21 protein-coding genes and 5 pseudogenes are annotated in these 26,875 nt (G+C 66.1%); 16 read left to right on the top strand and 10 right to left on the bottom strand.

Annotation, left to right across the window (positions count from 1 at the left end):
- The first annotated feature begins 192 nt into the window (after nt 1-192).
- The 4 genes from LN139_RS08390 to LN139_RS08375 are packed head-to-tail and all read left to right on the top strand — an operon-like array spanning nt 193 to nt 3,655.
- Nucleotides 193-675 (top strand): sorbitol dehydrogenase family protein, encoded by a 483-nt coding sequence (locus tag LN139_RS08390; protein WP_236359501.1) that lies wholly within the window; start codon nt 193-195, stop codon nt 673-675.
- Complete coding sequence (locus LN139_RS08385) at nt 665-2,248, top strand: GMC oxidoreductase (protein ID WP_236359500.1); 1,584 nt, start codon at nt 665-667, stop codon at nt 2,246-2,248. The genes LN139_RS08390 and LN139_RS08385 overlap by 11 nt, the downstream gene beginning before the upstream one ends.
- 1 nt (nt 2,249) lies before the next feature.
- Complete coding sequence (locus LN139_RS08380) at nt 2,250-3,089, top strand: c-type cytochrome (RefSeq protein WP_236359499.1); 840 nt, start codon at nt 2,250-2,252, stop codon at nt 3,087-3,089.
- Nucleotides 3,090-3,142: 53 nt separating this feature from the next.
- The gene (locus LN139_RS08375) at nt 3,143-3,655 is read left to right on the top strand and encodes a methylated-DNA--[protein]-cysteine S-methyltransferase (protein WP_236359498.1); all 513 of its coding nucleotides are present in this window, start codon (nt 3,143-3,145) and stop codon (nt 3,653-3,655) included.
- Between the two features lie 122 nt (nt 3,656-3,777).
- Here the strand turns inward: LN139_RS08375 and LN139_RS08370 are convergent, their stop codons facing one another.
- A complete protein-coding gene (locus tag LN139_RS08370; protein ID WP_236359497.1) occupies nt 3,778-4,782 on the bottom strand; it encodes a GntR family transcriptional regulator in 1,005 nt (334 codons plus the stop codon).
- Between the two features lie 303 nt (nt 4,783-5,085).
- On the opposite strand from LN139_RS08370, the gene LN139_RS08365 reads away from it, so the two are divergent.
- The 9 genes and pseudogenes from LN139_RS08365 to mdtD all read left to right on the top strand — a co-directional run bounded on the left by LN139_RS08365 (nt 5,086) and on the right by mdtD (nt 14,162).
- Nucleotides 5,086-6,426, top strand: coding sequence for an amidase (locus LN139_RS08365; protein WP_236359496.1), 1,341 nt, complete (start codon nt 5,086-5,088; stop codon nt 6,424-6,426).
- A 75-nt stretch (nt 6,427-6,501) separates the two neighbouring features.
- Nucleotides 6,502-7,384: pseudogene (locus LN139_RS08360) on the top strand (polysaccharide deacetylase family protein).
- A gap of 21 nt (nt 7,385-7,405) precedes the next feature.
- Entirely contained in the window at nt 7,406-8,749 is a 1,344-nt protein-coding gene (locus tag LN139_RS08355; RefSeq protein ID WP_236359495.1) for an MFS transporter, read from the top strand.
- A gap of 13 nt (nt 8,750-8,762) precedes the next feature.
- Nucleotides 8,763-9,532, top strand: a pseudogene (locus LN139_RS24760) (SDR family NAD(P)-dependent oxidoreductase).
- A gap of 9 nt (nt 9,533-9,541) precedes the next feature.
- The gene (locus LN139_RS08340) at nt 9,542-10,291 is read left to right on the top strand and encodes an SDR family NAD(P)-dependent oxidoreductase (RefSeq protein WP_236359494.1); all 750 of its coding nucleotides are present in this window, start codon (nt 9,542-9,544) and stop codon (nt 10,289-10,291) included.
- Between the two features lie 14 nt (nt 10,292-10,305).
- Nucleotides 10,306-10,605: a hypothetical protein gene (locus LN139_RS08335; RefSeq protein ID WP_236359493.1), complete on the top strand. Its 300-nt coding sequence runs from the start codon at nt 10,306-10,308 to the stop codon at nt 10,603-10,605.
- A pseudogene (locus LN139_RS08330) lies at nt 10,602-11,620 on the top strand (CobW family GTP-binding protein). Before LN139_RS08335 ends, LN139_RS08330 begins: the two are co-directional and overlap by 4 nt.
- Nucleotides 11,617-12,793 (top strand): annotated as a pseudogene (locus LN139_RS08325) (ABC transporter substrate-binding protein); the annotation flags it as partial. The pseudogenes LN139_RS08330 and LN139_RS08325, both read left to right, overlap by 4 nt.
- A gap of 13 nt (nt 12,794-12,806) precedes the next feature.
- A pseudogene (gene mdtD, locus LN139_RS25520) lies at nt 12,807-14,162 on the top strand (multidrug transporter subunit MdtD).
- Here the strand turns inward: mdtD and LN139_RS08310 are convergent.
- Nucleotides 14,143-14,829, bottom strand: a complete 687-nt coding sequence (locus LN139_RS08310) for a tRNA (adenine(22)-N(1))-methyltransferase (protein WP_236359490.1) — start codon at nt 14,827-14,829, stop codon at nt 14,143-14,145. The pseudogene mdtD and the gene LN139_RS08310 sit on opposite strands and share 20 nt — an antisense overlap.
- A 144-nt stretch (nt 14,830-14,973) precedes the next feature.
- Here LN139_RS08310 and LN139_RS08305 point away from each other — a divergent pair, with 144 nt between their 5' ends.
- From LN139_RS08305 to LN139_RS08295, 3 genes are read left to right on the top strand one after another with little or no spacing between them, the layout of a single operon-like run.
- A complete protein-coding gene (locus LN139_RS08305) occupies nt 14,974-15,675 on the top strand; it encodes a response regulator transcription factor (protein WP_236359489.1) in 702 nt (233 codons plus the stop codon).
- Nucleotides 15,676-15,678: 3 nt separating this feature from the next.
- Nucleotides 15,679-16,593 carry a histidine kinase dimerization/phospho-acceptor domain-containing protein gene (locus LN139_RS08300; RefSeq protein WP_236359488.1) on the top strand — a complete coding sequence of 305 codons (915 nt, stop codon included), beginning with the start codon at nt 15,679-15,681 and terminating at the stop codon, nt 16,591-16,593.
- The gene (locus LN139_RS08295; protein WP_236359487.1) at nt 16,590-17,015 is read left to right on the top strand and encodes an ATP-binding protein; all 426 of its coding nucleotides are present in this window, start codon (nt 16,590-16,592) and stop codon (nt 17,013-17,015) included. The genes LN139_RS08300 and LN139_RS08295 overlap by 4 nt, the downstream gene beginning before the upstream one ends.
- Here LN139_RS08295 and LN139_RS08290 read toward each other — a convergent pair.
- From LN139_RS08290 to LN139_RS08255, 8 genes are all read right to left on the bottom strand, one after another.
- On the bottom strand, nt 16,967-19,006 hold the full coding sequence (locus LN139_RS08290) for a TonB-dependent siderophore receptor (protein WP_236360332.1): 2,040 nt from the start codon (nt 19,004-19,006) through the stop codon (nt 16,967-16,969). The genes LN139_RS08295 and LN139_RS08290 overlap by 49 nt on opposite strands.
- Before the next feature lie 192 nt (nt 19,007-19,198).
- On the bottom strand, nt 19,199-20,359 hold the full coding sequence (locus LN139_RS08285; protein ID WP_236359486.1) for a DUF2235 domain-containing protein: 1,161 nt from the start codon (nt 20,357-20,359) through the stop codon (nt 19,199-19,201).
- 108 nt (nt 20,360-20,467) lie between these two features.
- Nucleotides 20,468-22,264, bottom strand: coding sequence for a thiamine pyrophosphate-requiring protein (locus LN139_RS08280; protein WP_236359485.1), 1,797 nt, complete (start codon nt 22,262-22,264; stop codon nt 20,468-20,470).
- Between the two features lie 194 nt (nt 22,265-22,458).
- On the bottom strand, nt 22,459-22,875 hold the full coding sequence (locus tag LN139_RS08275) for a response regulator (protein WP_236359484.1): 417 nt from the start codon (nt 22,873-22,875) through the stop codon (nt 22,459-22,461).
- A gap of 145 nt (nt 22,876-23,020) precedes the next feature.
- Nucleotides 23,021-24,970, bottom strand: a complete 1,950-nt coding sequence (locus tag LN139_RS08270) for an ATP-binding protein (RefSeq protein ID WP_236359483.1) — start codon at nt 24,968-24,970, stop codon at nt 23,021-23,023.
- A 304-nt stretch (nt 24,971-25,274) separates the two neighbouring features.
- Complete coding sequence (locus LN139_RS08265; RefSeq protein ID WP_236359482.1) at nt 25,275-25,784, bottom strand: GAF domain-containing protein; 510 nt, start codon at nt 25,782-25,784, stop codon at nt 25,275-25,277.
- Nucleotides 25,785-25,901: 117 nt separating this feature from the next.
- Nucleotides 25,902-26,444, bottom strand: a complete 543-nt coding sequence (locus tag LN139_RS08260; RefSeq protein ID WP_236359481.1) for a hypothetical protein — start codon at nt 26,442-26,444, stop codon at nt 25,902-25,904.
- A gap of 175 nt (nt 26,445-26,619) precedes the next feature.
- Nucleotides 26,620-26,865 carry a hypothetical protein gene (locus tag LN139_RS08255; RefSeq protein WP_236359480.1) on the bottom strand — a complete coding sequence of 82 codons (246 nt, stop codon included), beginning with the start codon at nt 26,863-26,865 and terminating at the stop codon, nt 26,620-26,622.
- Nucleotides 26,866-26,875: the final 10 nt, after the last annotated feature.

Here is a 26,875-nt window from a genome sequence, read left to right as displayed (position 1 = left end):
GCGCAATCTTGGCGCGAGCACCGCAAAGCCGATATGGGTGGGAATCTTAATTGCAGGCGTTATTTACAACTTCGGCGTTGTGAACAATTAAAAACCTCACAAATGTCCGAAACGCCGTCACTCGCCGCCGGGAACGATTCCGCCGCCACCGAATCCATACCCCGTTAACCTTCACGCACCTGGAAAGCGAGCATGCCTACCCCGCGCCGCACCCTGCTCAAGGGCCTGCTGCTCGCCTACGCGGCGGGCCAATTGCCGGCTGCGCTGGCCACCCCGGCCGAGTCCCAGGCATTGGCGACGTTCATGACCCTGAGCGCATGGCTCACCGGCCGCAACTGGCTCGACCCCGCCCAGGGCCGCCCGTTGTTCGAAGCGCTCAGCGAGCAGTCCGGAGACTTCCCGCTGCGCTGCCAGGCGCTGTGGCTGGAGGTGCAGAACCGCCACCTCGACCCTGCCACGGTGCAGCAGCAACTCACTGACGAAAACTCGCCCCTCGCCGCCCTGCCCCGGCAAATCGCCCAGGCCTGGTGGCAGGGTGTGGTCGGCCAGGGCGCGCAGGCGCGGTGCCTGGCTTACGAGCAAGCGCTCAACGCGCAGGTGGTGGCGGACGTGCTGGTGCCGCCCAGTTACGCCTATGGCGCTTACGGCAGCTGGAGCGCGCCGATTGAAGCTTGATGCCGACATCGTAGTGATCGGCTCCGGCATCTGCGGCGCCCTGGCCGCGCGCAGGCTGGCGCTGGCCGGTGCTGACGTGCTGATGCTCGAAGCCGGCGGCCCGATCGAGCGTGCCAAGGTGGTCGCGGCCTTTCGGGACTCGCCGCGCAAGAGTGACTGGCTGGCGCCCTACCCGCTGCACCCGTGGGCGCCGCACCCGGTCTTCCAGCCCAAGGACAACGGTTACCTGGTGCAGGCCGGGCCGGACCCCTGGCCGGTGCAGTACCTGCGCGGCGTCGGCGGCACCAGCTGGCACTGGGCGGCGCAAGCCTGGCGAATGATCCCAAGCGACCTGCGCCTGAACAGCCTCTACGGCATCGCCGTGGACTGGCCGCTGAGCTACGAGGACCTTGACCCTTGGTATCAGGAAGCCGAGACGATGATGGGTGTCGCCGGCAGCGAAGGCACCGGCTCGCCGCGCCAGCAGCCGTTCCCCATGCAGGCGGTGGCCGAGCCCTGGGCGATGCGGCGCATCCGCGAGCGGCTGGCGCCGGATTATCAGGTGATGCCCAACACCGCCGCACGCAACAGCCGCCCCTATGACGGCCGCCCGGCCTGCTGCGGCAACAACAGCTGCCAACCCATCTGCCCGGTGGATGCGCAGTACCACGGCGGGCTGGCGGTGCGCGCGGCCGTCGCTGCCGGCGTGCGCCTGCAAACCCACGCAGTGGTGCACAAGCTTGAAACCAATGCCGCCGGCGAGGTGAGCGTGGCGCATTTCATGGCGCCCGACGGCAGCGCGCATCAGGCGCGCGCCAACACTTTCATCCTTGCCGCCAACGGCGTGGAAAGCCCCAAGCTGCTGTTGATGTCGGAGCTGGCCAACCGCTCCGGGCGCGTGGGCCAACAGCTGATGGACCATCTGAGCACCTCGCTGACCTTCCAGGCCGATGAAGCCCTCTGGCCAGGCCGCGGGCCGCAGAGCCCGAGCGCGATCAACACCTTCCGCGACGGCCCCTGGCGCGGTGAGCGCTCGGCGTATCGGCTGGACTTCAGCGATATCTCGCGGGTCGACAGCGTGACCGCCGACCTGCTGCAAAAAGGCGTGTTCGGTGCCGGCTTCGCCGAGCAACTGCGCCAGCGCGCTGCCCATGAGCTGTCCATGCGCAATGTGCTGGAGGTGCTGCCGGACCGGGCCAACCGCATCGTGTTGTCCAGCCGCACCGACGCCCTGGGCTTGCCTACGCCGCAGGTGCATTACCAGGTCAGCGACTACGTACGCCTGGGCGCACAGGCCTCGCGGGAGGATTTCGCTCGCATCGCTGCGCGCCTGGGTGGCCAGCAGCTCAAGTACAGCGCCGAAGGCAAGTTCTCCGCCAACCACCACATCACCGGGACCCTGGCCATGGGTGAGGATCCCGCGACCTCGGTGTGCGATGCCTGGGGCCGCGCGCACGATCACCGCAACCTGTTCTTCTGCGGCACCGGCGTGATGCCCACCTCCGGCACCATGAACGCGACCCTCACGGCGGTGGCGCTGGCCTTGCGCACGGCCGACCACATCCGCCCCCTGCCTGCCCAGCGGCCCGCCTGACATGCGCGCTGCCGTCTACCTTCTGGTGCTGCTGGCCGGCCAGGCCTGGGCCGAGACGCCGCTTGAGCGCGGCGAATACCTGGTGCGCGGCCTGGGCCACTGCGGTGCCTGCCATACGCCACGCAATGCCCTGCAGGCCGAACGCGCCGACGCCTGGTTGCAGGGCGGCCAGGCCGAGGGCTGGCAAGCGCCAGCGCTCACCGGCAACGCGCTGGCGCACTGGCAGCTCGATGAATTGAGCCAGTACCTGCGCAGCGGGCGCGCGGCCGGCCAGCCGAACGCCGCCGGGCCCATGGCGCGGGTGATCGAACAGAGCCTGAGCCACCTCAGCGACGCTGACCTCAACGCCATCGCCTTTTATCTCGAGCAGGTGCCCGGCCCGGCTACGGCGCCCGTGGCGCTGACCACCCCGGCCTTGCTGCCGACCCGCGGTGAGGCGCGTGAAGCCGACAGCGCCCACTGGAGCGGTGCGCAGCTGTTCGACGCCTGGTGCGCCAGTTGCCACCAGCCCGAAGCCCGCGGCCGCGGCGCGATGCCGACGCTGGCCGGGACGGTGCTGGCGCAACGCGTTGCAAGCGGCAACCTGGTCAGGATCATCCTCGACGGCACCGGCCAGGCCGAAGGCCCGAGCATGCCGGGCTTTGCCGATGAGCTGAGCGATGAGCAGGTCAGCCGGCTGGTGACCGCACTGGGCGCACCGCCGGTGACGGCAGCCGAGGTGGCTCGGCAGCGCAGCGCCACTCATCAGGCGGCGACGACTGGGTGGCTGGCGGTAATGGGTGTGATGGGCGCAGCGGCCCTCTGGATGGGCTGGGCGTTGCGCCGCAGGCGGCCACACTGAAGAGGCTCGAGCTGCTACTGTGTGTCGCTTTGCCCTTGCCTATCGGAGTTCCCATGCCGCTGCCCTGCCTGCTCATGCCCTCGCCGGTCGGTATCCTGACCCTGGTCGCCCAGCCCGAAGGGCTGTGCGCGGTACTTTGGGAGCAGGAGCGTGAGGGCCGGGTGCGCCTGGGGCCGATGGAGCAGGACAGCGCACACCCGGTGCTGCGCCAGGCCTGCGTTCAGCTTGAGGAATATTTCAACCATCAGCGCCAGCGCTTCGACCTGCCGCTGGCGTTCAACGGCACGCCGTTCCAGCGGCAGGTGTGGGAGGCGCTGCTGACCATCCCCTTCGGGCAGACGCGCAGTTATCAGCAGATTGCCGAGCAGATCGGCGCGCCCAAGGCCGTTCGCGCGGTGGGCGCCGCGAACGGGCGCAACCCGCTGTCGATCATCGCGCCGTGCCACCGTGTGGTGGGCAGCAATGGCACGCTGACCGGCTTTGCCGGTGGGCTGGAGGCCAAGCGCTGGTTGCTGGGGCATGAGTGGGGTGCGGGGGAGTTCAGGCTCGATGGTGCGGGGGGGTGATGTTGGCTGGCTCGTCGCCCTTCGCCCGTCGCCCAGCAAGCTGGCCTCCCACTTTCTAAACCCTGCAGATCACTTTGAAGTGGGAGGCCGGCTTGCCGGGCGACGGGCGACAGGCATTGAGCTCAGGCCAACCGCTCCAGATACCCCGGCAACGCCGGCTCCGGCAGCACCGACATCACCTTCAGCCGCTGCAACGTACGCTCGCGTGCCCGCAGCAGATGCTCGCGCAGGCTGAGGGCTGCCGATTCCACCGTGCCGTACAGCAGCGACTCCAGCACCAGCCGGTGCTCCACCAGCATCGCTTCGTCGTTACTGGCGCCCAGCGCCTGGTGCAGCACTCGGCCGATGTTCATCGGGATCTGGCTCTGGCGGATCACGGCTGCCATGCGCCCGTTGCGCAGCCCGGCAAGGCAGGTGACGTGCAGGTCGTGCTCCACGTGCTCGATCGCGGCGCGGCTCACTGCGCTGCCCGCCGCCTGGGCAGTCACCACCCGCTCGAGCATCGCCTGCAGCACCTCGCGGCTCAGCAGGCCGGCGCTCTGGCGCAGTGCGTCAGGTTCGAGCAGCGCACGCAGTTCGTAGTCTTCGGTCACTGCCTGGGCGGTCAAAGGCCCGGCCAGCCACTGGGCGTAGGGCTCTTTTTCTACAAGGCCGCGGTCGCGAAGGCGCATCAGGGCTTCGCGCACCACATTGCGGCTGACGTTCAGCGCTTCGGCGGCCCGCTGTTCATCCAGCCGGTAATGCCCGAACACCATGAACGCCGTGACGCAGCTTGCCAGCTCATCGTGGATGCGCTCGCCGAGTGCGCGGGTGTCGATCAGCTCCTGGCGCGGCTCCAGCCCCAGCAGTTGGCGGGTGAGTGGCAGGCGCTGCGGTGGGCTGTGCTCACCGGCCGCATCGATCACGTAGCCACGGCCGTCGAAGCGGCGGATCAGCCCTTCCTCATGCAGCAGTTGCAGGGCCTGGCGAACCGGCACACGGCTGGTGCCGAACAACTGCGCCAGCGGCGCTTCCACCAGCACCAGGCCAGGCGCTGCATGGCCGGCGACGATGGCGTCGCGCAGGGTGTTGCGGATCATTTCGTAGCGCGAGGCTGAGCGGTCTTCCGGAACGGTGGCAGCGGGCATGGGCGAGGTCCAGGGCGCAGAGGCCGGCGATTGTCTCATAGCTGGCCAGTACTCGCAGGCGCTGGGAGCAAGGTAACAGTGGCGTAGCTGCCCTTTGGTGCAAGTGTTACCGGAATGCTCATTAATGGATCATTTATTCTAATATCCATTTTTATAGTGTTTACAGTCATTTTCGTTTCAGGGCCCTTTTGAGAGGGTCATAGGCATACCAGATCCGAAATTCGATCCATGCTGAATATTTGGCACGAACCCTGCTCATTCATAAACGTACATTTTATTTATCTATACGTTTATGAGGTCGTCATGTTGTCCGATGCTCTGTCGCTGGCTCAAGCATTTGCCGAAGCTCAGGCAGATCCCGCAAGCACCCTTGAAAAGGCGCTTACCCGGGCGCTCGGTGCTTCGGCAGTGTTCATCAGCACGACCGCCGAGCGTGCGCGCCGAGAAGCACGCGCTGCCAGCGAGCGATGGGCTGCCGGGCAGCCATTGTCCCCACTCGATGGCGTGCCCATCGCCTGGAAAGACCTGTTCGACATGGTCGGCACACCCACCACAGCAGGCGCCGAGGTGCGCCGTGAGTGTGCGCCGGCTCAGCATGACGCTGCGCTGGTCAATATCCTCAGCCGCGCAGGGCTGGTGAACCTGGGCAAGACCAACTTGAGCGAACTGGCCTATTCCGGGCTGGGCCTGAACCCGCATTTCGGCACCCCCACCCTGCCCTCGGGCGGCCAGCCACTGCGAGTGCCGGGCGGCTCATCGAGCGGCTCTGCCATTGCCGTGGCCGCAGGCATCGTGCCGCTCGCGATGGGCACCGACACGGCAGGCTCGATCCGCGTACCGGCGGCCTTCAACGGCCTGGTCGGCTACCGCGCCAGCCGCCAGCGCTATGCCATGGACGGGGTCTTCCCGCTGGCGCGCTCGCTCGACACCCTCGGCCCGCTGGCCCACAGCGTGCGCGACGTGGTGGCGCTCGACCAATTGCTCACCGGCACTCGCGCAAGCCTGCCCCTGCCGCTATCCGGGCTGCGCCTGCGGGTAGACACCGCCGTGTTGCTCGACACCCGCGTGGAGCCCGCCGTGCGCGACAACCTGATGGCCGCACTGGAGCGCCTGCGCGCCGCCGGTGTGCTGATCGAGCAGCGCCCTGTGGCGGCCCTGCAAGCCTGCCTGGACCTGATCGAAAAACACGGGTGGCTCGGCAGCGCCGAAGCCTTCGCCCTGCACCAGCCGCTGCTCGACAGCCTGGATGCCGAGCGCCTCGACCCGCGCGTGCGCAAGCGCCTGGAAACCGCGCGCCAGCTGCCGGCCAGTACCCAGCTGATGCTGAGCCAGGCCGCCGAACAACTGCGCGAACAACTGCGTGATGAGCTCAACGGCGCGCTGCTCGTCACCCCGACCGTCGGGCACGTAGCGCCGCTGCTGGAGCCACTGCTCGAAGACGACGCGCTGTTCGCACGCACCAATCTCGCCACCCTGCGCCTGACCATGCCCGGCAGCCTGCTCGACATGCCCGGCGTGGCGCTGCCCAGCGGAACGGACAATCAGGGCTTGCCTACCAGCCTGTTGCTGGCTGCCCCCAGCGGTGAAGACACCCACCTGCTGCGCGCAGCGCTGGCCATCGAGCCGCTGGTGCGCAGCGCCTGAATTCACGCCTGCGCCGCGCGAGGGCCCGGCCTCGCGCCAGGCGCGTTGAACACCCGGGCACAGGAGCACTCAAGCATGGCTAAAGAAATATTCGTCTCCATCGGCGTCGACGTCGACGCGGTGGCCGGCTGGCTGGGTTCGTACGGCGGCGAAGAACTCGCCCGACGACATCTCCCGCGGTCTGTTCGCCGGCGAAGTCGGCGCGCCGCGCCTGCTGAAACTGTTCGAACGCTACGGCCTGCGCACCACCTGGTTCATCCCCGGCCACTCGGTGGAAACCTTCCCCGAGCAGATGAAAGCCGTTGCCGCCGCCGGCCACGAAATCGGCATCCACGGCTACAGCCACGAAAACCCCATCGCCATGACACCCGAGCAGGAAGAGATCGTGCTCGACAAATCCATCGCGCTGATCACAGAACTCGCCGGCAAGCGCCCCACCGGCTACGTGGCGCCGTGGTGGGAATTCAGCAATGTCACCAACGAGCTGCTGCTCAAAAAGGGCATCAAGTACGACCACAGCCTGATGCACAACGACTTCAGCCCCTACTACGTGCGGGTCAAGGACAGCTGGACCAAGATCGACTACAGCGCCCACCCCGACGCCTGGATGAAGCCACTGGTGCGTGGCCAGGAAACCGACCTGGTGGAGATCCCGGCCAACTGGTACCTGGACGACCTGCCGCCGATGATGTTCATCAAGAAGGCGCCCAACAGCCACGGCTTCGTCAACCCAAGGGACATTGAGCAGATGTGGCGCGACCAGTTCGACTGGGTGTACCGCGAGATGGACTACGCGGTGTTCCCGATCACCATTCACCCGGACGTTTCCGGCCGCCCGCAGGTGCTGCTGATGCTCGAGCGCCTGATCGAATACATCAAAGGCCATGAGGGTGTGCGCTTCAGCACCATGGACGAGATCGCCGACGACTTCCTTGCGCGCCACCCGCGCCAACGCTGACAACCCACTCGGAGCCTGACCATGACCACTCACACCGCAACGCCGGCACTGGATGACTTCCAGCCCGTGCCGCTGGCGCCCAGGGATGTTGTCTATGCCACCTGGATCGCGTTTTTCGCCTGGGTTTTCGCTGTCTACGACTTCATCCTGTTCGGCACCTTGCTGCCGGTGATGGGTGGGCATTACCAATGGAGCCAGGCCGAACAGGCCGAGATCGCCACCTGGGTGGCGGTCGGCGGCGCCGTGGTGGCGTTTGCCATCGGCCCGCTGGTGGACCGGATCGGCCGCCGTGGCGGCATCATGTTCACCATTGGTGGTGCAGCGCTGTGCTCGGCGCTTACCGCTGTGTGCGCCGGTATGGGCAAGGGCGCGCTGATCGGTGTGCGCTCGGTGGCCGGGCTGGGTTACGCCGAGGAAGGCGTCAACGCCACCTACCTCACCGAAATCTATGCCGCCTCCGACGACCCCAAGCTGGTCAAGCGCCGTGGCTTCATCTACAGCCTGGTGCAAAGCGGCTGGCCGGTGGGCGCGCTGATCGCCGCAGGCCTCACCGCACTGTTGCTGCCGCACATCGGCTGGCAGGGCTGCTTCATCTTCGCTGCGGTGCCGGCCTTCGTGATCGCGGTGCTGGCACGCAAGCTCAAGGAAAGCCCGCAGTTCCAGGTGCACCAGCGCATCGCGCAACTGCGCAAGGCCGGCCAGGCCGAGCAGGCGCGCAGCCTGGCGCTGGCGCACGGGGTGGATTACGACGAACACTCCAAGGCCGGTGTGGCAGCGGCTTTTCGTGGTGCAGCGCTGCGCCCGACCGTGGTACTGAGCCTGGCGATCCTGCTGAACTGGTCGGCGATCCAGGTGTTCAGCGTGCTGGGCACGTCAGTGATCGTGAGCGTACACGGGCTGTCGTTCGAGAACTCGCTGTGGATTCTGGTGCTGTCGAACCTGGTCGGCTTCATCGGCTATCTGTTCCACGGCTGGCTGGGCGACCGCATCGGCCGGCGCAACACCGTGGCGCTGGGCTGGATGCTCGGGGGCCTGGCGTTCTTCGCCATGATCCAGGCGCCCAGCCAGCTGGCGACGGTCGTTGCGCTGTACAGCCTGGGGCTGTTTTTCCTGACCGGCCCCTACTCGGCCATGCTGTTCTTCATGGGCGAAAGCTTCCCCACCAGCATCCGCGCCACCGGTGGCGCCATCGTGCATGCCATGGGCCCGGTGGGCGCGATCCTTGCGGGCCTGGGCATCACCGGGGTGCTGTCGGCCGGCGGCGACTGGCATGGCGCAGCGCTGTGGTTCGGCGCGCTGCCGTGCTTTCTTTCCGGGCTGGTGATGTGGGCAGCACGCCACGTCGAGCCCAGCAGCATCAAATGACGGAGACCTTCACATGACCTCATCCAATCCCGTCGCCCTGATCACCGGTGCCGCCAGCGGCATCGGCCAGGCGCTGGCCGTGGCCTACGCCGAGCGCGGTGTGCGCGTGGTGGGCAGCTATTTCAGCGGCGACCCGCATGACCCGAGCGCTACCCAGGCGCTAGTGGAGCAAGCCGGCGGCCAGTGCCTGATGCAGGCGGCCGACGTGACCGACAGCGCCTCGCTCGACGCCCTCGCCGCCGCGGCCGTCGAGCGCTTCGGCCGGCTTGACTACGCCGTGGCGAATGCCGGGCTGTTGCGCCGCGCGCCGTTGCTCGAAATGACCGACGAGCGCTGGAACGAGATGCTCGACGTCGACCTCACCGGCGTGATGCGCACCTTTCGCGCCGCCGCGCGGCACATCGAGGGCGCCGGCGCACTGGTTGCGATCTCCTCGATTGCCGGTGGCGTCTACGGCTGGCAAGACCACGCTCATTACGCTGCGGCCAAGGCTCGGCGTGCCCGGGCTGTGCCGGTCACTGGCGGTGGAGCTGGCCGGGCGCGGTATTCGCTGCAACGCGGTTATCCCGGGGCTGATCGAAACCCCGGCAATCGCTGGACGCGAAGAACTCCCTCGGCCCCGAGGGCCTGGCCAAAGCTGCCCGCGCCATCCCGCTGGGGCGCGTGGGCAAGGCCCGCGAGGTCGCCAACCTGGTGCGCTTTCTCACCAGCGACGAAGCCAGCTACATCACCGGGCAAAGCCTGATCATCGACGGCGGCCTGACCGTCCGCTGGCCTGAATAGGAGCCGACCATGCAAGCATTGCAACAACGCCGCGCGGTCATCACCGGCGCGGCCAGCGGCATCGGCGCCGCCATCGCCCTGGCCTACGCAGCGGCCGGCGCCCGGCTGGTGCTGTGCGACCGCGATGCTGCGCGCCTCGCCGAGGTGGCCGAGCGCTGTCGGGAGCTGGGCGTAGCGGTGTACGAATCGGTCGGCGACGTCGGCACCCGCGAAGGTGCCCAGGCTGGGGTGGACGCCTGCGTGCAGGCCTACGGCGGCATCGACATCCTGGTCAACAACGCCGGCATGCTCACCCAGGCGCCCTGTGTCGACCTCACCCAGCAGATGTGGGACGACATGCTGCGCGTCGACCTCACCAGCGTGTTCATCGCCAGCCAGCGCGCGCTGCCGCACATGCTCGCGCAGCGCTGGGGGCGGATCATCAACGTGGCCTCGCAACTGGGCATCAAGGGCGGCGCCGAGCTGTGCCATTACGCGGCAGCCAAGGCGGGGGTGATCGGCTTCACCAAGTCGCTAGCGCTGGAGGTCAGCGGCCAGAATGTGCTGGTCAACGCGATCGCGCCCGGGCCTATCGAAACGGCGCTGGTCGACGGCATCAGCCAGGCCTGGAAAACCGCCAAGGCCAAGGAGCTGCCGCTGGGCCGCTTCGGCCGCGCCGAAGAAGTCGCTCCGGTGGCGGTGTTGCTGGCCAGCGAACCGGGCGGCAACCTGTTCGTCGGGCAAAGGTTGGGGCCCAATTCGGGCGATGTAATGCCGTGAGCAGGAGGTGAATCATGTGCGGGCTGTGTGGCTTGATCGGTGAGGACGGCCATTGGAGCGACCCTTTAGGCGATACCCTGCCCCGCCGGCGCGAGCGTCTGCGCCGGCTGGCGGCGATCAACCAGGTGCTGGCGCCGTTTCGCTTGAAGGTGTCGGATGTGCAAGGCGCCTCGTATTTGATCCAGGGGCCGACCGGGCGCCAGGCGTTGGCCAGCGGGCTTGAAGAGCTGTGGCAACAGGCTGAGGCGGTGATCGGCAAATCGCTGGACCCGCTGGCCGGCAACATTCTCGATGCGCTGGAGGCTGCCCGATGAGTTTGCCGGTGAGCGTTATCACGGGGTTTCTCGGCAGCGGCAAAACCACCCTGCTGCGCCGGCTGTTGGCTGGTGAGGCGCCGGGCGCCGCCGCGCCGGGCGCCGCCGCGCTAGGGGATACGGCGCTGCTGATCAACGAGTTCGGTGATGTGGGCATCGACCACCTGCTGGTGGAGGAAGTGGCGCCAGGCACCGTGCTGCTGCCGGGCGGTTGTGCGCGCTGCTCGGTGCAGGGCGACCTCAAGCAGGCGCTGCTCGACCTGCACGGGCGCCGCGCCCGTGGCGAGGTCCCGGCGTTCAAGCGCGTAATCCTGGAAACCACCGGCCTTGCCAACCCTGCGCCGATCATCGCCACTCTGCTGCGCGACGCGCACCTGCGCGGGCGCTTTCACCTGGGGCTTACGGTAACGGTGGTCGATGCCGAGCAGGCCGAGCTGCAGGAGCGCCTGCACCCGGAGTGGCTGGTGCAGGTGGCCGCTGCCGACCGTTTGCTGATCAGCAAGGCCGACCGTGCCGGGCCCTTGGCGGTAGAGGCACTGGCGCAGCGGCTGGCCGCGCTCAACCCGGGGCCTCGCAGGCGCTTGCCAGCGACGTGCAGCAAGGCGACCAGTTGCTGCTGGGCGAAGGCGCGCGCGGCCAGAATGCCGAACAGGAGGTGGCACGCTGGCAGCTGTTCGCCCCGGTCGCGGCGCAGCCCCATGGCGGCGCCGAGGTGTGTTGCCTGGAGTTCGACCGGCCGTTGGACTGGGTGGCTTTTGGGGTGTGGCTATCGATGCTGCTAAGATGCCACGGCGAACGCATTCTCAGGGTCAAGGGCCTGCTTGACGTGATCGATTCCAGCCAACCCATCGTGATTCATGGTGTGCAGCACAGCCTGCATCCTCCGTTGCACCTGCCCGCCTGGCCGGGCGGCGCGCCGCGCTCGCGGCTGGTGTTCATCGTGCGCGGCCTCGACACCCGGGCGCTGCGCCGTTCCTTCGAAGCATTCCTCGGCACCTTGGGGCAGGCGGCATGACGGCCAAGGTCACCCTGCGCGTGCTGGGCACCTCCGTCACCCTGCTTGAACCGATCCGCCTGCGCGCCGAGCAGGAGCTGGGCATCGAGCTGGTCTACCAGATCCACGACGCGCAGACCGCCCAGCGCATCGCGGTGATGCAGCCGCACAGCTACGACCTCTACGATCAATGGTTCCACAACGTCGATTTCGTCTGGCCCGCGCGCGCCATCCAGCCTATCGACACGCGCCGGGTGGCGCTGTGGGACGAAATCAACGACCTGCCCAAACGCGGCCGCCTGCACCCCGGCGATACGCTGGCCAGCGGCAGCCTGCCCTGCGACCGGCTTTACGTGCAGCACGATGGCACTCTGACCAGCACGCCCACCGGCTCGATCAGCATGTTGCCGCTGACCCACAACGCCGACAGCTTCGCCTACCGCCCCGAGCACCTGCCCAAAGCGCTGGCCGGCAAACCGGAGAGCTGGGCCTGGCTGCTCGACGAGCGCTGGTGCGGGCACGTGGCCTTGCAGAGCGATGCCGCGATCGGTGCGCTGGATGCGGCGCTGGCAGTCCAGGCCAGTGGCCTTGCGCAGTTCGGCAATATTGGCAACCTGCGCCTGGAAGAGATCGATACCCTGGCGCGGTTTCTGATCGAGCGCCAGCGCCACCGGCATTTCGCCGCCTTCTGGGGCGATGACCGCGAAGCCGGTGAGTTGATGCTCGGCCCGAACGTCCACATTCAGAGCCTGTGGTCCCCTGACCCTGATGCAGCTGCACCGCGCGGGCATCCAGTACCGCCTGGCCATCCCCCGCGAAGGTTACCGCGCCTGGTTCGGCGGGCTGTCTCTGTCGCGCTGCGTCGAGGGCCGGGAAAAGGACGCCGCCTACGCCTACCTGAACTGGTGGCTGGCCGGCTGGCCCGGCGCAGTGATGGCCCGCCAGGGCTTTTACATCTCCAACCCGCCACGGGCCCGCGACCACCTCAGCGCCGCCGAGTGGGACTACTGGTACGCCGGGTTGCCCGCACGGGAGCAACTGATGGGCAGCGACGGCCAGCCGCTGATCGAGGCCGGCGAGGTGCGCGAGGGCGGCTCCTACGAGCAGCGCATGGGGCACATCGGGGTGTGGAATGCGGTGATGGACGAGCACAACTACCTGGTGCGCAAGTGGGCGGACTTCTCCGCGCCGGGCGGTGAACGGCGCGCTGGGCCACGCCGACCCACGCCTGCGCTGGCAGCTGTGGATCGTCGCGTTCGGCTTTTTCATGCAGACGCTGGACACCACCATCGTCAACACCGCCCTGCCCTCCATGGCCGTAAGCCTGAATGAAAGCCCGCTGCGCATGCACGGCGTGATCGTCGCCTACGTGCTGACCGTGGCGGTGACGCTGCCGGTGAGCGGTTGGTTGGCCGACCGCTTCGGCGGCCGCAATGTGTTCCTCTGCGCCATTCTTTTGTTCAGCTTCGGCTCGCTGTGCTGCGCGGCTGCCGGCTCGCTGCAACAGCTGGAGGCTGCGCGCGTGGTGCAAGGCATCGGCGGGGCGATGATGGTGCCGGTGGGCCGGCTGACGGTGCTCAAGCTGGTGCCACGGGACCAGTACCTGGCGGCCATGGCCTTCGTGACCTTGCCTGGGCAGATCGGCCCGCTGCTGGGGCCGGCGTTGGGGGTGTGCTGGTGCAGTACGCCAGCTGGCACTGGATCTTCCTGATCAACCTGCCGGTAGGGCTGGTGGGCGCGGTGGCGACCTGGCGCTGGCTGCCGAACCTCACGCTGCCGCCCCGGCGCTTCGATTTCATCGGTTACGCCCTGCTGGGGGTGGCCATGGCTGCTCTTACCCTGGCCCTGGAAGGCCAGCATGCACCGCTGGTGCTCTGCGCCCTGTTGCTGGCAGGCCTGGCGGCGGTGATGCTTTACCTGGCCCACGCGCGCGGCAACGCCGGGGCGCTGTTCAGCCTGAAGCTGTTCGACAGCAAGGTGTTTTCGATGGGCCTGCTCGGGGGCTTCTGCGGGCGCATCGGCAGCGCGATGTTGCCGTTTCTGGTGCCGATGTATTTGCAGTTGGGGCTCTGGGTTCGCCCCGATGCACGCGGGGCTGATGATGGTGCCGCTGGTGCTGGGCAACATGGGCGTCAAGCGCCTGGTGGTGCGAGTGGTCAACGGCTTCGGCTATCGCCGCGTGCTGGTCGGCGCCACGCTGGCGCTGGCGGGGCTGGTGTTGCTGCTGCCGCTGGCCGCAAGCCTGGGCCTGCCGTGGGCGATCCCGGCGGTGCTGCTGGTGATCGGCATGGTCAACGGTGTGCGCTTCTCGACCATGAACAACCTGACCCTCAAGGACCTGCCCGACGCGCTGGCCAGCAGCGGCAACAGCCTGATGTCGATGACCCAGCAACTGACCATGAGCATCGGCGTCACCGTCGCCGGCCTGTTGCTCGCCGCCGCTGCGGCGGGTGCCGGGTTGCAGGCAGGTTTTGCGACCGTATGGCTGGGCGTGGCGATCATCACCGCACTGCCCGCGCTGGTGTTCTGGCAAGTGCCCGAGGCTACCCCAGCAACTCGCTGATCCATTGGATGTGCAGCTTCACCTGTTCCAGCTTGGCCGCCGGCACTGCCTGTTTGGCACGGGCAAAGTTGGCCAGGGTCTGATGCCGCTGGCGCAACATGCGCTGCCATTTATGAATGAACGCCTCGCTGCGCGCCTGCATCAGCAGCGGCCCGAAGTACAGCTCGCGCTCGCTGTAGGCCACCGGCCCGCTGGGTTCGGCGACGATGATCTCGTAGTCGAAACGGTGCTCGCGCAGCACCTGTTCGGCGACGATCCGGTAACCCTGCTCCATCAGCCACTGGCGCAGCGCCTGCTCACCCCCGTTGGGCTGCATCACCAGCCGTTCGCGGCCGTTGAGCCGCGCATGGCCGGCCTGGAGGATGTCGCGAATGGTTTCACCGCCCATGCCGCACAGGCTGATGGCGGTCAGCCGGTCATCGGCCTGTACACCGAACAGGCCATTGGCCTGGCGCACGCTGACCCGTTGCTCCACGGCCTGCTCGCGTACCGTGCGCTGGGCCGCTGCATAGGGGCCGCTGGCAACCTCCACCGCAATGGCATGCTCGATGGCCTCTCGGCTGGCCAAGGCCACCGGCAGGTAAGCGTGGTCGGAGCCGATATCGGCCAGCCGCGCGCCGGCCGGGATCAGCTCGGCGACGCGCGCAAGGCGTTCGGATAAGGTCATTGGCAGGTTCAAGAACAGGGCCCTTCGTTGGCGGAGCGCGATTGTGCCGCCCTGTGGCCGATATCTCAATGCCGAGCGCCGCTCGCCGCTCAAGCGCCAACCCTCTACACTGGCGCCCCCGAAACCGCCCGAGCCTGCCCTGCCATGCCCACCGTGCTGCTCGTCGAGGACGATCACGCCCTGGCCGAACTGATCGCCCACTACCTCAATGAACAGGGTTACCGCGTCGAACACTACAGCCGTGGCGACACGGCGTTGGCCGCCATCGCCCGCGCACAGCCGCAGCTTGCGGTGCTCGACGTGATGCTGCCCGGCCTCGATGGCCTGGCCCTGTGCCGCCAGGTACGCCAGGCACACCCTGCGTTGCCGATCCTGATACTCACCGCGCGCGGCGAAACCCTCGATCAGATCATCGGCCTTGAATGCGGTGCCGACGACTATGTGGCCAAACCCTGCGACCCACGCCTGCTGCTGGCGCGTGTGCGCAGCCTGCTGCGCCGTGCCGCAGCGCTGCAAAGCCCACCTGATGCCCGCCTGCTTTGCGTTGGCCGGCTCGAGATCGACAGCAAGGCGCGCCAGGCGCTATGGCAAGGCGAGCCGGTGGAGCTGACCACCGCAGAATTCACCGTGCTCGACGTGCTGGCGCGGCGCGCCGGCGAGGTGCTCAGCCGCGACGTGCTGGTTCAGGAGCTGCGCGGCCGGGCGTTCAATGGGCTGGACCGTTCGGTGGACGTGATCATTTCCAAGCTGCGCAAGAAATTCGCCGACCAGGCCAGCGAGCCGCGCAAGATCAAGACCGTATGGGGCCGCGGCTATCTGCTCGTGCCCGGCGAATGGGAGCTCTGAGCCGTGGCCCGCCTGTTCCTGCGCCTGGCGCTGCTGATCGTGCTGACCTTCGCCTTCACCACCTGGGTGGTGCCGGATTTTGTGGTGTGGGTGTTCAAGGAGCGCATCCACCAGTTCGACATCGGCCAGGTGCGCGGCACCCTGGAGCTGATCGCCCAGCGCTACCGGGCCACGCCCGCGGCTCAATGGCCCGCCGTGACCGAAGCGTTGCAAACGCAGTTCCAGCCTCTGGGCATCGCGCTGTACAGCGAGGGCGACCCTGCCCTGGCGGAGCTTGAGCCAGAGCAGCTGAGCCAGGGCCAGGTTGGCGTTCACATGGTGCAGAACGGCGACATCGGCGCCGCAGCGCTGGTGGTGGGCAATCGGCAAGCCGTGGTGATCGACTATCCGCCGTACCCGGCGGGCATCGCCCTGCTCTACTGGCTGGTCAACCTGCTGGTGGGGCTGTCACTGGTGGCCTGCGTGCTGGTGTGGCTCAGGCCGCATTGGCGCGACCTCGAACGCCTGCGCCTGGCCGCCGCCCGGCTCGGCGAAGGCGACCTGAGCGCCCGCAGCGGTATTGCTCAAGGCTCGAACATCGGCAACCTGGCGCGTGTGTTCGACACCATGGCCGAGCGCACCGAAACCCTGATCGCGCTTCAGCGTGACCTGCTCAATGCCGTCTCCCATGAGCTGCGCACCCCGCTGTCGCGCCTGAGGTTCGGGCTGGAGTTGCTGATGGCCAAGGCCGAACCGCCGCAGCAGCGCCAGGTCGAGGCACTGCAGAGCCATGGCCTGGCCTTGCAGCAGTTGATCGATGAGCTGATGGCCTTCAACACGCTGCGCGCCTCAGTGCAGCCGCTGGAGCGCATCGAGGTGGGCGTACCGGCGTTCATCGACAGCGTGGTGGTGCCGTTTTCGAAGATGCCGAGCGCTTGAACGTCCGTGTGCAGGTAGATACGCCTGGCTCCCTGCCGGCGGTGGCGCTGGAGCCGAAGCTCACTGCCCGTGCCTTGCAGAACATCCTGAGCAACGCGCTGCGCTATGCACACAGCCAGGTGAGCGTCGAGGCGCGAGCCAACGGGGAGGATTTGATCGTGGTGATCGAAGACGACGGTGAAGGTATTCCGGAGGCGGACTACCACCAGGTATTCCAGCCGTTCTTTCGCCTGGACCGCAGCCGCGACCGCGCCACCGGCGGGGTCGGGCTGGGCCTGGCGATCAGCCGCAGCTGCATGGAGCGCCAGGGCGGTACGCTGGGGGTGGGCAAGGCGGCGCTGGGCGGCGCGCGCTTTACCCTGAGCCTGCCGCTTCAGTACTTCCAGGTCAGCGAGGCAGTGACGTTGCGCGGCGCGCCATAGCTGGCGGTGTTGGCGTTGTCGTAGAGCGAGAGCAGGTATTTGCGGTCGGTGATGTTGTTGAAATTCAGCCCTGCGCTCCAGTGGCTGTCGATGTCGTAGTCGGCCATCAGGTCCACCAGCGCATAGGCGCTCTGGTGGATGTAGGCCGTGGTCTGGTTCTCCACGGCGCTTTGCCAGCTCATACGGGCGCCGACCTTGGCCTGAGGCAACCCTGGCAGCCGGTAGCTGGCCATGCCACGGAAGGTGTGGGTAGGTACGTAGCGGCGGGCGCGAGCGCCGTCCTCGTCTTCGATGTGCACGTAGGTGTAGCCGCCGAGCAGGTTCAAGCCCGGCAGCGCTTCGCCCGAAGCCTGCAGTTCGATGCCGCGGCTCTTGTAGTCGAGGGCGTCGTACACCGAGTGGCCATTGTCGAAGCCTGCGTATTGCGCCACGTTCTGCTGCTCGGTCTTGAACAGCGCAGCGGTGACGTTCAGGCGCTCATCGAGCAGCGCACCTTCGATCCCTACTTCCATGCTCTTGCCTTCGAGCGGCGGCAGGATCGCGTTGTTGGCGTCGAGCTTGTATTGCACGTCGAAGATGCGCGTCCAGCTGCCGTAGACGCTCCATTGCGGCGTCAGGTCGTAGACCAGGCCGGTGTAGGGCGTGACCTTGCCGTGCACGCGGGTATCGTGGGCCGCGCCGTAGTTGTCGCCGGAGCCGTCGGCGCTGAGCATGCGCGCCCCGGCGATCCAGTGCAGGTCGTCCATCAGGCTGAAGCGGGCGCCGGCGAACAGGCTTTTCTGGGTGTCGTTGTAATTGACCGAGTCAGCATCGTTGGTGAAATCGAAGGCAGGCTTGGCCAGGTTGCCGCTCAGTACATCGGCATAAGGCGCGGAGTAGTAGTTGCCGCCCGAGGCGTCGTATTCCCGCGCCCGTTGATGGGTGTAGCCATAGCTGCTGCCCACGGTGAGCTCGTGCTCACGGCCCAGCAGGGTGAATGGCCCGGAAACCTTGGCTTCACCCAGCAGCTCGTGAGCCTTGCTGGTGGTGTGAGCGGCGAACAGCGAGGCATCACCGGTATCGACACCGGCCACGTAGAGCATGTTGGTGTCCTGGTACTCGGTCACCCCGCTGACGTTGAGCGTGGCATTCCAGCCATTGCCGAAATCGTGCTTGAGCTCGGCGAAGGCGCGCTGGGTGTGCAGATTCCAGTAGGTCCAGGGCTGGCCGATGCTGGCGCTGCGGCCGCTGTAGTGCAGCGGGCCGTTGGCATCACCCAGTGCCAGGTTGCCCCAGCTGCTGCCGTTGGCATCGCTGTTGTGCTGGGAAAGACCCAGCGTCAGGGTGTCGGCCTCGGAGAGGTCGATCGCCAGCAGGCCAGCCGCGATGTTGGTTTCGTGGCTGTAGCGGTCCATCCACGAGTTGCCCTTGTCGTGGGCATAGATGAAGCGCCCGCGCACATTGCCGGTTGGCGTCAGCGGGCCGCTCACATCGACACTCAGGCGGCGGTTGTCCCAGGAACCTGCATCGTTCTGAACCTTGGCCTGGAAGGTATCGGTGGGGCGTTTGCGCACGAAGTTGACCGTGGCCGAGGGATTGCCCGCCCCGCTCATCAGGCCGTTGGCACCGTGGAGAATGTCGACCTGCTCGTACTCGGCCATGTCCAGGCCACCCACCAGCGAGCCGGACACGAACGGCATGCCCATGCCGTCGAACTGGAAGTTGCTGATGTCGAAGCCGCGCGAGGTGAAGTAGGTACGGTCGGTCTCGATCTGCTCCACCGTCACCGAGGGCGCCGAGCGCAGCGCCTGGCGCACGTCGTTGGTCTTGAAGTCGTCGAGCTGTTCGCGGGTCAGCGTGGTGACGGCCTGGGGCGTCTGCTTGTCGGTCAGGCCCAGCTTGGTCGTGGTCGAAGACGCGCGGCCCTGGTACCCCTCGCTGGCGGCTTCACCAGCGGCAGCGCTGCCCTGGATCTCGGTGGTGGGCAGGGTCAGTTCATCGGCATGGGCCATGGGCACGGCGGTGCAAGCACCAGCCAGCAGCAGCGAGGCGGAGAGGCGCGGGGTCAAGGTGGGGATTCCTGCAAATGTGAAGAAAGTGTCAATTATTCACAGATGCGAATCGTTGCTAAATGTAAAAGATGTGAAAAAGTGTAATCAGTTCGGCTATGCCTGACACATATTTCATAGGCGCTTGCGCCGTTTCTACACGCTACCCTCAACGACCGGCTCGCCATCTTGTGCCCATACGCAGCCTTGCACAGTAGCGGGATCGAGCCTGCGCTGATCGGCCCAGCGCTGCAGATTGACCGGCCGATACCCCGCATCTTCCCGCCAGCGCCGGAACACCGAGGCATCGATGGTTTCGTTGATCGCTGCCGTGGACTGGCTGGGCGTTTCCACCGGTGCCGCGCCAATCGGCCGGTACCAGCGCCGGCCAAGGGTGAGCAAGCGGTACAGCCCGCCGCCCATCTTCGCGTAAGAGTCCTCGACCCTGGCCTTGACCTCGTCGCCGTCGAGGATCACCTCGTCGTTGAACACCAGTTCATGCTCGGCTGCCTTGCGCATCAGCCACTGCAAGGGCGGTTGCGCCAGCAGGTCGTTCGGGTAGCCACCGCCCACGTTGGCGTGAGCGCCCACGAACCAGCGTTGCTCGACCCGTTCAAGGGTCCGCGGAGGGTAGTTGTCGCCTTGTTTGTTCGTGACCTTGGTCCACAAGGTCGGTGCGAACGCCCGGCGTTGCTCGTCGATGGCCAGGGCATGGAAGGCGTGGGTTTCGTTGATGCGCAGGTCAGTTTCGAGAAAAGCGAAATCGGCGCTGCTCACCCGCGGTAGCCATGGCAGCGGCACACCCAGCGCACCGACCGTATCCCAGACGCCCTGAAACCACACTGGGATGGCCCGCGAATAACGCTTGAGCCACAGGTCTGGCTGGCTCAGGCCCTCATCGGGCATGTTGGCCAGCGCGCGGATGGAGTGAGCGGCGTTGCCTTGCCGGTAACGATCGAAAATCTGAGTCAGAGAGATCGGCGAGCCGGGCTTGAGCAGCCCGCAGATGGAAATGAAGCCGGCCAGGCTGCGCGCCGTGAAGGCGCCACGGCTGAAGCCGAAGATGTAGATCCTGGCGCCCACCTCGTAGTTGCCCACCAGCCACTCGTAGGCCCTGAGCACTTCCTGGTCGATGCCGATGCCGAACAGCCCTCCGGCCAGGCGCTCACCCGCCTGGGTGCCAACGCCCTTGCTGTAGTAGCAGCGCTGCTCGGGCGAGTCGTTGCACAGCGACCTGGCACGGTACACGTTGGTGTTGTCGTTGACAGTGTTCCAGGTGCCATCCAGGAACAGCGCGAGGCGTTTGACGTTGGGCACAGGGCGGCTCCTTTGCTGAGGCTGGCGATCCATCGCGGTCACTGCCTTTGGCTCAGTAGCCTTGCGCCATCTCCGCCCTGCGTCAACCCTGCCCCCCTGTTCTGGCAGCTACTGACTCTTGTCACCCCCGGGCAGCACGCTGCCGAACAGCTGCTTGGCCGCCTGCTTGATGATTCCGGCTTCGTTGGGGTCGCCCTTGAGCAGCGCTGTGCCGAACTTCCTGGCCTGCTCCAAGGTGATGTGCGGCGGCAGCGGCGGCACGTTGGGGTCGGTCTTGAATTCCAGCAGCACCGGCACGTCGCTGGCGAACGCCTGGGCCCAGGCATCGGCGACATCTTCTTCGCGCTCTACATAGATGCCCTTCAGGCCAATGGAGATGGCGAACAGGTGGTAGGGCACGTCGGGAATGTCCTGCGAGGCGGAGAATTTCGGGTCGCCTTCCATCACCCGTTGCTCCCAGGTCACCTGGTTCAGGTCCTGGTTGTTGAACACTGCGCAGATCCACTTGCCATTGCCCCATTGCTGCCAGTACTTGGCGACGGTGATCAGTTCGGCCAGGTTGTTCATCTGCATGGCGCCATCACCCACCAGCGCGACGACCGGCCGTTCGGGGTGGGCAAACTTGGCGGCGATGGCATAGGGCACTGCCGCGCCCATGGAGGCCAGGCCGCCGGACAGCGAGCACATCATGCCTTCACGGATCTTCAGGTCGCGGGCATACCAGTTGGCGCAGGAACCGGAGTCGCTGGTGATGATCGAGGCATCCGGCAGCTGCGCCGAGAGCTCATGCACTACCCGCTGCGGATTGATCGGCTCGGCACTGGCCAGGGCGCGGCGTTCCAGCTTGCGCTCCCAGTCGCCGCGCCAGCGCTCGACCTTTTCCTGCCACTTGCGTTGCGGGCGGGCGTCGAGCAGCGGCAGCAAGGCGCTGAGCGTATCGGCCGAATCGCCCACCAGGTTCACTTCCATCGGGTAGCGCAGGCTCAGCATGTTCGGGCTCAGGTCGATCTGCACACCGCGGGCCTGGCCTTCCTTGGGCAGGAATTCAGCGTAGGGGAAGCCCGAACCGATCATCAGCAGCGTGTCGCACTCCTCCATCAACTGGTAACTCGCTTCGGTGCCCAACAGGCCGATGGTGCCGGTCACCCACGGCAGGGCATCGGGCAGCACAGCCTTGCCCAGCAGCGCCTTGGCGACGCCGGCGCCAAGGCGCTCGGCGACCGCTCTCACCTGCTCGCCAGCGCCCAGCGCACCGGCCCCTACCAGAATCGCCACGCGCTCACCCGCATTGAGCACTTCGGCAGCTCGGGCCAGGTCCTGTTCGTAGGGCACTACTTTCGGCCGGGTGAAGCCGACGCCTGAGTGCAGTGTGCCGTGGGCGCGGGCTGGCTCTTCGTACGGCAGTTCCTGAAGATCGTTGGGCAGAATCAACGCCGTGACACGGCGCTCGCCCACCGCAGTGCGCACAGCGCGGTCCACCAGGTGGCGAACCTGCGACGGCACGTTGGCCTGCTGCACGTAGGCGCCGGCGACATCCTTGAACATCGACAGCAGGTCGAGCTCCTGCTGGTAGTGCCCGCCCATGGCCGTACGGGACTGCTGCCCGGCGATGGCCAGTACCGGCATGTGGTCCATGCGTGCGTCATACAGCCCGGTGAGCAGGTGTGAGGCGCCGGGGCCTGAGGTGGCGATGCACACGCCCAGTTCGCCGGTGAATTTGGCGTGGGCGCTGGCCATGAAGGCGGCCATTTCCTCATGCCGGCACTGGATGAATTCGATCTTGCCCGGTGCCCGGCGCATGGCGCCGAACACGCCGTTGATGCCGTCGCCCGGGTAGCCGTAGATGCGCGTCACACCCCATTGGCTGAGTCGGTCGATGATGAAGTCGCCTACGGTTTGGCTCATGGTCGTGGCTCGCTCTTGGGCAATGGATTCGCAAGTTACGACCTGGCCGGCGGCGTGGGTGTTCAGAAAGAATCCGCACCATCGCTGAGCGGGCCTGCATGAGGCCTGAGGGCAATCATCGAGCGAACGGGGGGCACTGCGCAGAGGAGGTGCAGGTGCGCAGGCTGGCCGAAAGGCCTGCGCTTTGTAGAGCCTCAGGCCATGACGGGGCTCATGAACTCCGAACTCTGCTCGTCATCATCCGGGCGAGGCGACAACATAGTGTGCACCTGCGCCTCGAACGCTTCCAATGACCATGGTTTGGACAGCACACAGGCCGAAGGTGGCAGGTCGATGGTATCGACCATGAACCCGCTGCACACCAGCAGCGGCGTACGCTGGCAGGCCTGTTCGACGTCCCACGCCAGGTCGCAGCCATCGGAGTGGCCGGGAGTGCGCACATCAGTCACCACCAGCCCCCATTGCTCGGGCGAGTGGCTGAACAACTTGCGGCCCTGATCAGCCGTGGCAGCCAGCGTAACGCGCAAGTTCATCTCCTGGAGCAGATCCACCATCAGCTCCCCGAGCACCGGCTCGTCCTCCACCAGCAATACCTTGACTGTGTGATCCATCTCGCTCGCCCTCTATCCTGTAGAACAAAGAGCATGAAAAACGCGGGCAGGTTCTGATCAAGGGACGAACTGTGCGGTTTGTACAGCTATTTCCGCCATTTCTATACAATCTCGGCGCCGGTATAGCCGCGCCCAAGGCAGTCGCCTATACCTCCGACCCAGATGGCGCGCCGGCAGGGGGCTGCGCAATCAAGGCATTGAGGCTTGCGGTCAGTGCGTCGATGGCGAAAGGCTTGGTCAGCACGGCGGTGCCGGTTTGCAGCAGCCCCTGGTCAAGCGCCGCGTTTTCCGCATAGCCGGTGATGAACAACACCGGCAGCCCCGCACGCAGCCGCTTGGCAGTGTCCGCCAGCCGGGCACCGTTGATTTCGCCCGGTAGCCCGACATCGGTCATAAGCAGGTCCAGGTGCGCGTCGGACTCAAGCAAGGTGAGCGCGCTAGCCGCGTCGCCGGCCTGCAGCACCGTGACGCCCAGCGCTTCCAGCGCCTCGGCGACGACCATGCGGATCGCCGGTTCATCATCGACCATCAGCATGGTTTTACCGACCAGATGCGGCGCCCCATCACTGTGTGCGCTCCTTTCGCTCTGCGGTGCAGCGTGGCTGCGCGGCAAGTAAAGGGTCAGGGTCGAGCCCTCGCCAGGCGCTGAGCGGGCACGCACCTGCCCGCCCGACTGGCGAACGAACCCGTACACCATCGAAAGGCCCAGGCCCGTGCCGGCGCCGGCCGGTTTGGTGGTGAAAAACGGATCGAAAATGCGCTGCATCGTTTCCGTCGACATGCCCGTTCCGGTGTCACTGACGGCCAGGCTCACGTACTCGCCCGGCACCATGTCAGCCTGCTGAGCGGCGGCTTCATCGAGTTTGACGTTGGCGGTGCTGATGGTCAGGCGGCCGCCTTCGGGCATCGCGTCGCGCGCGTTGATGCACAGGTTGAGCAAGGCGCTGTCCAACTGGTGCGCATCGCACAGGCAATGCCACAGCCCTTCGGCCGGCCGCACCTTCAACTCGATGTGCGGGCCCAGTGTGCGTGAGATCAGCTCTTCCACATCATGCACCAGGGTGTTCACGTCGACTGTCGAGGCCAGCAGCGCCTGGCGCCGCGCATAGGCCAGCAGGCGGTGAGTGAGCGATGCAGCGCGCTGCACAGCGCCCTGCGCCACCCCCAGGTAGCGTTCGAGGTCCTGAACTCGCCCTTGCCTGAGCCGCATGCGCATCAGCTCCTGGCTACCGCTGATGGCGGTGAGCAGGTTGTTGAAGTCGTGGGCAATGCCGCCGGTGAGCTGCCCTACCGCCTCCATCTTCTGGCTTTGCCGCAATTGCTGCTCGGCTGCATCCAGCGCAGCCTGGTGGCGCTTGACCTCGGTCACATCGCGCACGCAGGCATAGAACAGCGCCTGGCTGGGGACGATGTGCCATGACAGCCAGCAAGGCTGGCCGGTGCTTGTAGCCGACTGCGTTTCGAAGCGAGCGATCGACTTGCCCTGGGCCAGATCGGCCAGCCACCGGCGCAGCTCAGCCGGCGCGATCACGTGCTCGAAGCGGCCGGCAAGCAGTTGCGCCTCGGTCCAGCCAAGCGTTTGCTGCCAGGCCGGGTTGACTCCAAGCAAGCGGCCACTGGCGTCCAGTACCCCGAGCATGTCCGGGGAGATCGACCAGATCGAATCGCGTTCTTCGGTGCGATGCGCCACTTGCCGCGCCAGGTCGCCGCCGGTCTGGAACAACCGCTCCAGGTTGAGCCGGAACAAAGCGCACACCACCGCCATGATGCCGCTGACACAGGCGAAGGACAGGTTGTTGACGACCTGCCGCTGAGTGAATTCGAAGGAATACGCCGTGCCCACGAAGAAGTATTCGGCGCAGGCGGTGGCTGCCAGCGTCGAGACAATGGCAGGCCCCACACCCAGCCAGAATCCGTTGAGCATGAGAAAGGGAACGAAAAACAGGTAAGGCAGCATGAAGGGCGGCAACTGTAGCCGAATCAGCGTGCAAACCCCGATCGATACCAATGCCAGGCCGTAGCGCACAGGGGTGGGAATGTTCAGTGAGAACAGCTTGAGCAACAGCTTCAGGTAGGGTGAGGAAACGAACTGCACGGTCTCTCCGGGGTGCCGATACGGCACCTTGGGCGATGGTCGGTTTGAACACATTGCCAGGCGCCATCTAGATGCCGCAGGGGCAGGCGGGTTCCCGACACACTCGAACCGATGAAACTTGCACGCCGCCCGATGCCCATCCGGGCGGCTGCGGATCAGTGCTAGGCTCTGTATGAAATGTATTCCAGCGAAGGCCAGGCAAGGCGAAAACAGGCGAGGAAGCGGAGTTTACTGGTTGTAAATGAGCATTCCGAGCCTGTTTTCAACGCAGCATGGGCGAGCGGGGATGCATTTCGTACAGAGCCTAGGCAGGCACCTCCTGCGCCAGCCCGTCCTTGTGCCAGCTGAAGATCCGCCCGATCAGGTTGCAGAAGATCTGCAGCACTTCCAGCGTCTCGTGCGACTGATCGAGCTGCGCACTCGGATCGAGCACGCACAATGCACCGAACAGCTCGTCAGAGTTCACGAAGATCGGCACCGAGATGCAACTGTCAAAGCCGTAGAGCTGGGATGCGATGTTCGACCGATACCGCTCGTCACGGCTGATGGAAGGCACGTAGAGCGTCTTGCGTTCAGCGATCATGTTGCTGCACATCGACTGCTCCAGCGGAAAACTCTCGCCAGTGCGGATGCCAAGACTGATCTGGTCATTCACGCTGCACGCCACCCAGTCATCGTCAGAAAACTTGGCGATGGCAGCGAACCTCATGCCCGTGAGCCGCACAACCAGCTTCAGGATCTCGGTAGTTGCCTCGATTTCCGCGATGGCGCTGCGTTCTTCCCTGGAAATCAGGTGATTATGCTCGATACCCACGTATACATGCCTCGGTCGTTCAGGTGGGGCGCGCAGTCTCGCGCAGCCTCTGGCCAAGCTAATATCACGGCGCCATACACAAGGCAAACAGATTGCCCGCAGAACGCACCTGCAGCTTTAGCCTTTCAGTGCAAGCAGCATCGCCGCCTTCACCTGTTCGGGTGTCATCTGCTTGTAGGCTTTTTGCAGGGCAGCGTTGCTGGCCATCAAGGCAGTGTTGAGTGCTGCAACGGCTGTCTGCAAGGCGGCAACCTTGGCCTGCTGGGCCTCGGGTTCAAGCGATGTGTCATTGAGGGCCGCTTGCAGTTGCGCGGTCTTTTCAGCAATTTCGCGCTTGAGCTCGCGGATGCGCATCAAGGTTTCCTTGACCGCATCAGGAAGGTCGCTTTTCTGAATATCGTCATCCTGAGCCTTGGAGGTCTCGGACTTGTGCGCAGCCAGTGGCGAGAGCGTCACCTTCACCGAGGGCGACGAGGCTGATCCGCCCCCTGCGTTTGCCTGAGCGCCGGCTGTGGCATTGTCGTTGGCAGCCTTGAAAGCGAGGCTGGCGGCCAGGACGGGCGTCCCTGTGGTGATCATGGCGTGCTCCTGCTGGGTGATGCAGGTATATCGGCAGGCATAGGAATTTCTACAGCTTGCTGCACGCCAGAGTCGTATCACCTCGTTCAGCTGGAGCCTGGTGGGATGCCGCCTTTGTTGAAGTCCTTGAGCCGCTCGCGCTCCTGCTCGGTGGAGTGCGCAGGGGTGTCGTCTTTCGGTGGGTTTTGCTGTTCTTGAGCCATGCTGGTTTCTCCCGGGTCAGTACCTGTTTGGGCAGCACCGGTGCTTGCAAGGTTCAAACCGCCAAGCGAGCGCCGGCCCTGAGCTTTCGCAGGCCTTCGTGGGTGGTCGCCTGGGTTTGCAGATACAGCGTCCAACTCGAAAACGCTTTGTGCTGGCGTTCAACGGCCGAGCGCCAGGCGCCCGTGCCGAGGCTTTCGGCGGGGATGGCCCGCATTGCCAGGGTTGAACGCAGGAACTCGGCGAACAACTGGTCGCCGTTGGGGCTTGCCGAATCAGCCACTTGCATCGCGTTGTTCATGTTCAGCTTC

Origin of the sequence: Pseudomonas sp. KNUC1026 (assembly GCF_021650705.1) — a bacterium.
Taxonomy (GTDB): Bacteria; Pseudomonadota; Gammaproteobacteria; order Pseudomonadales; family Pseudomonadaceae; genus Aquipseudomonas.
This window is presented reverse-complemented; position numbering and strand designations above follow the sequence as displayed.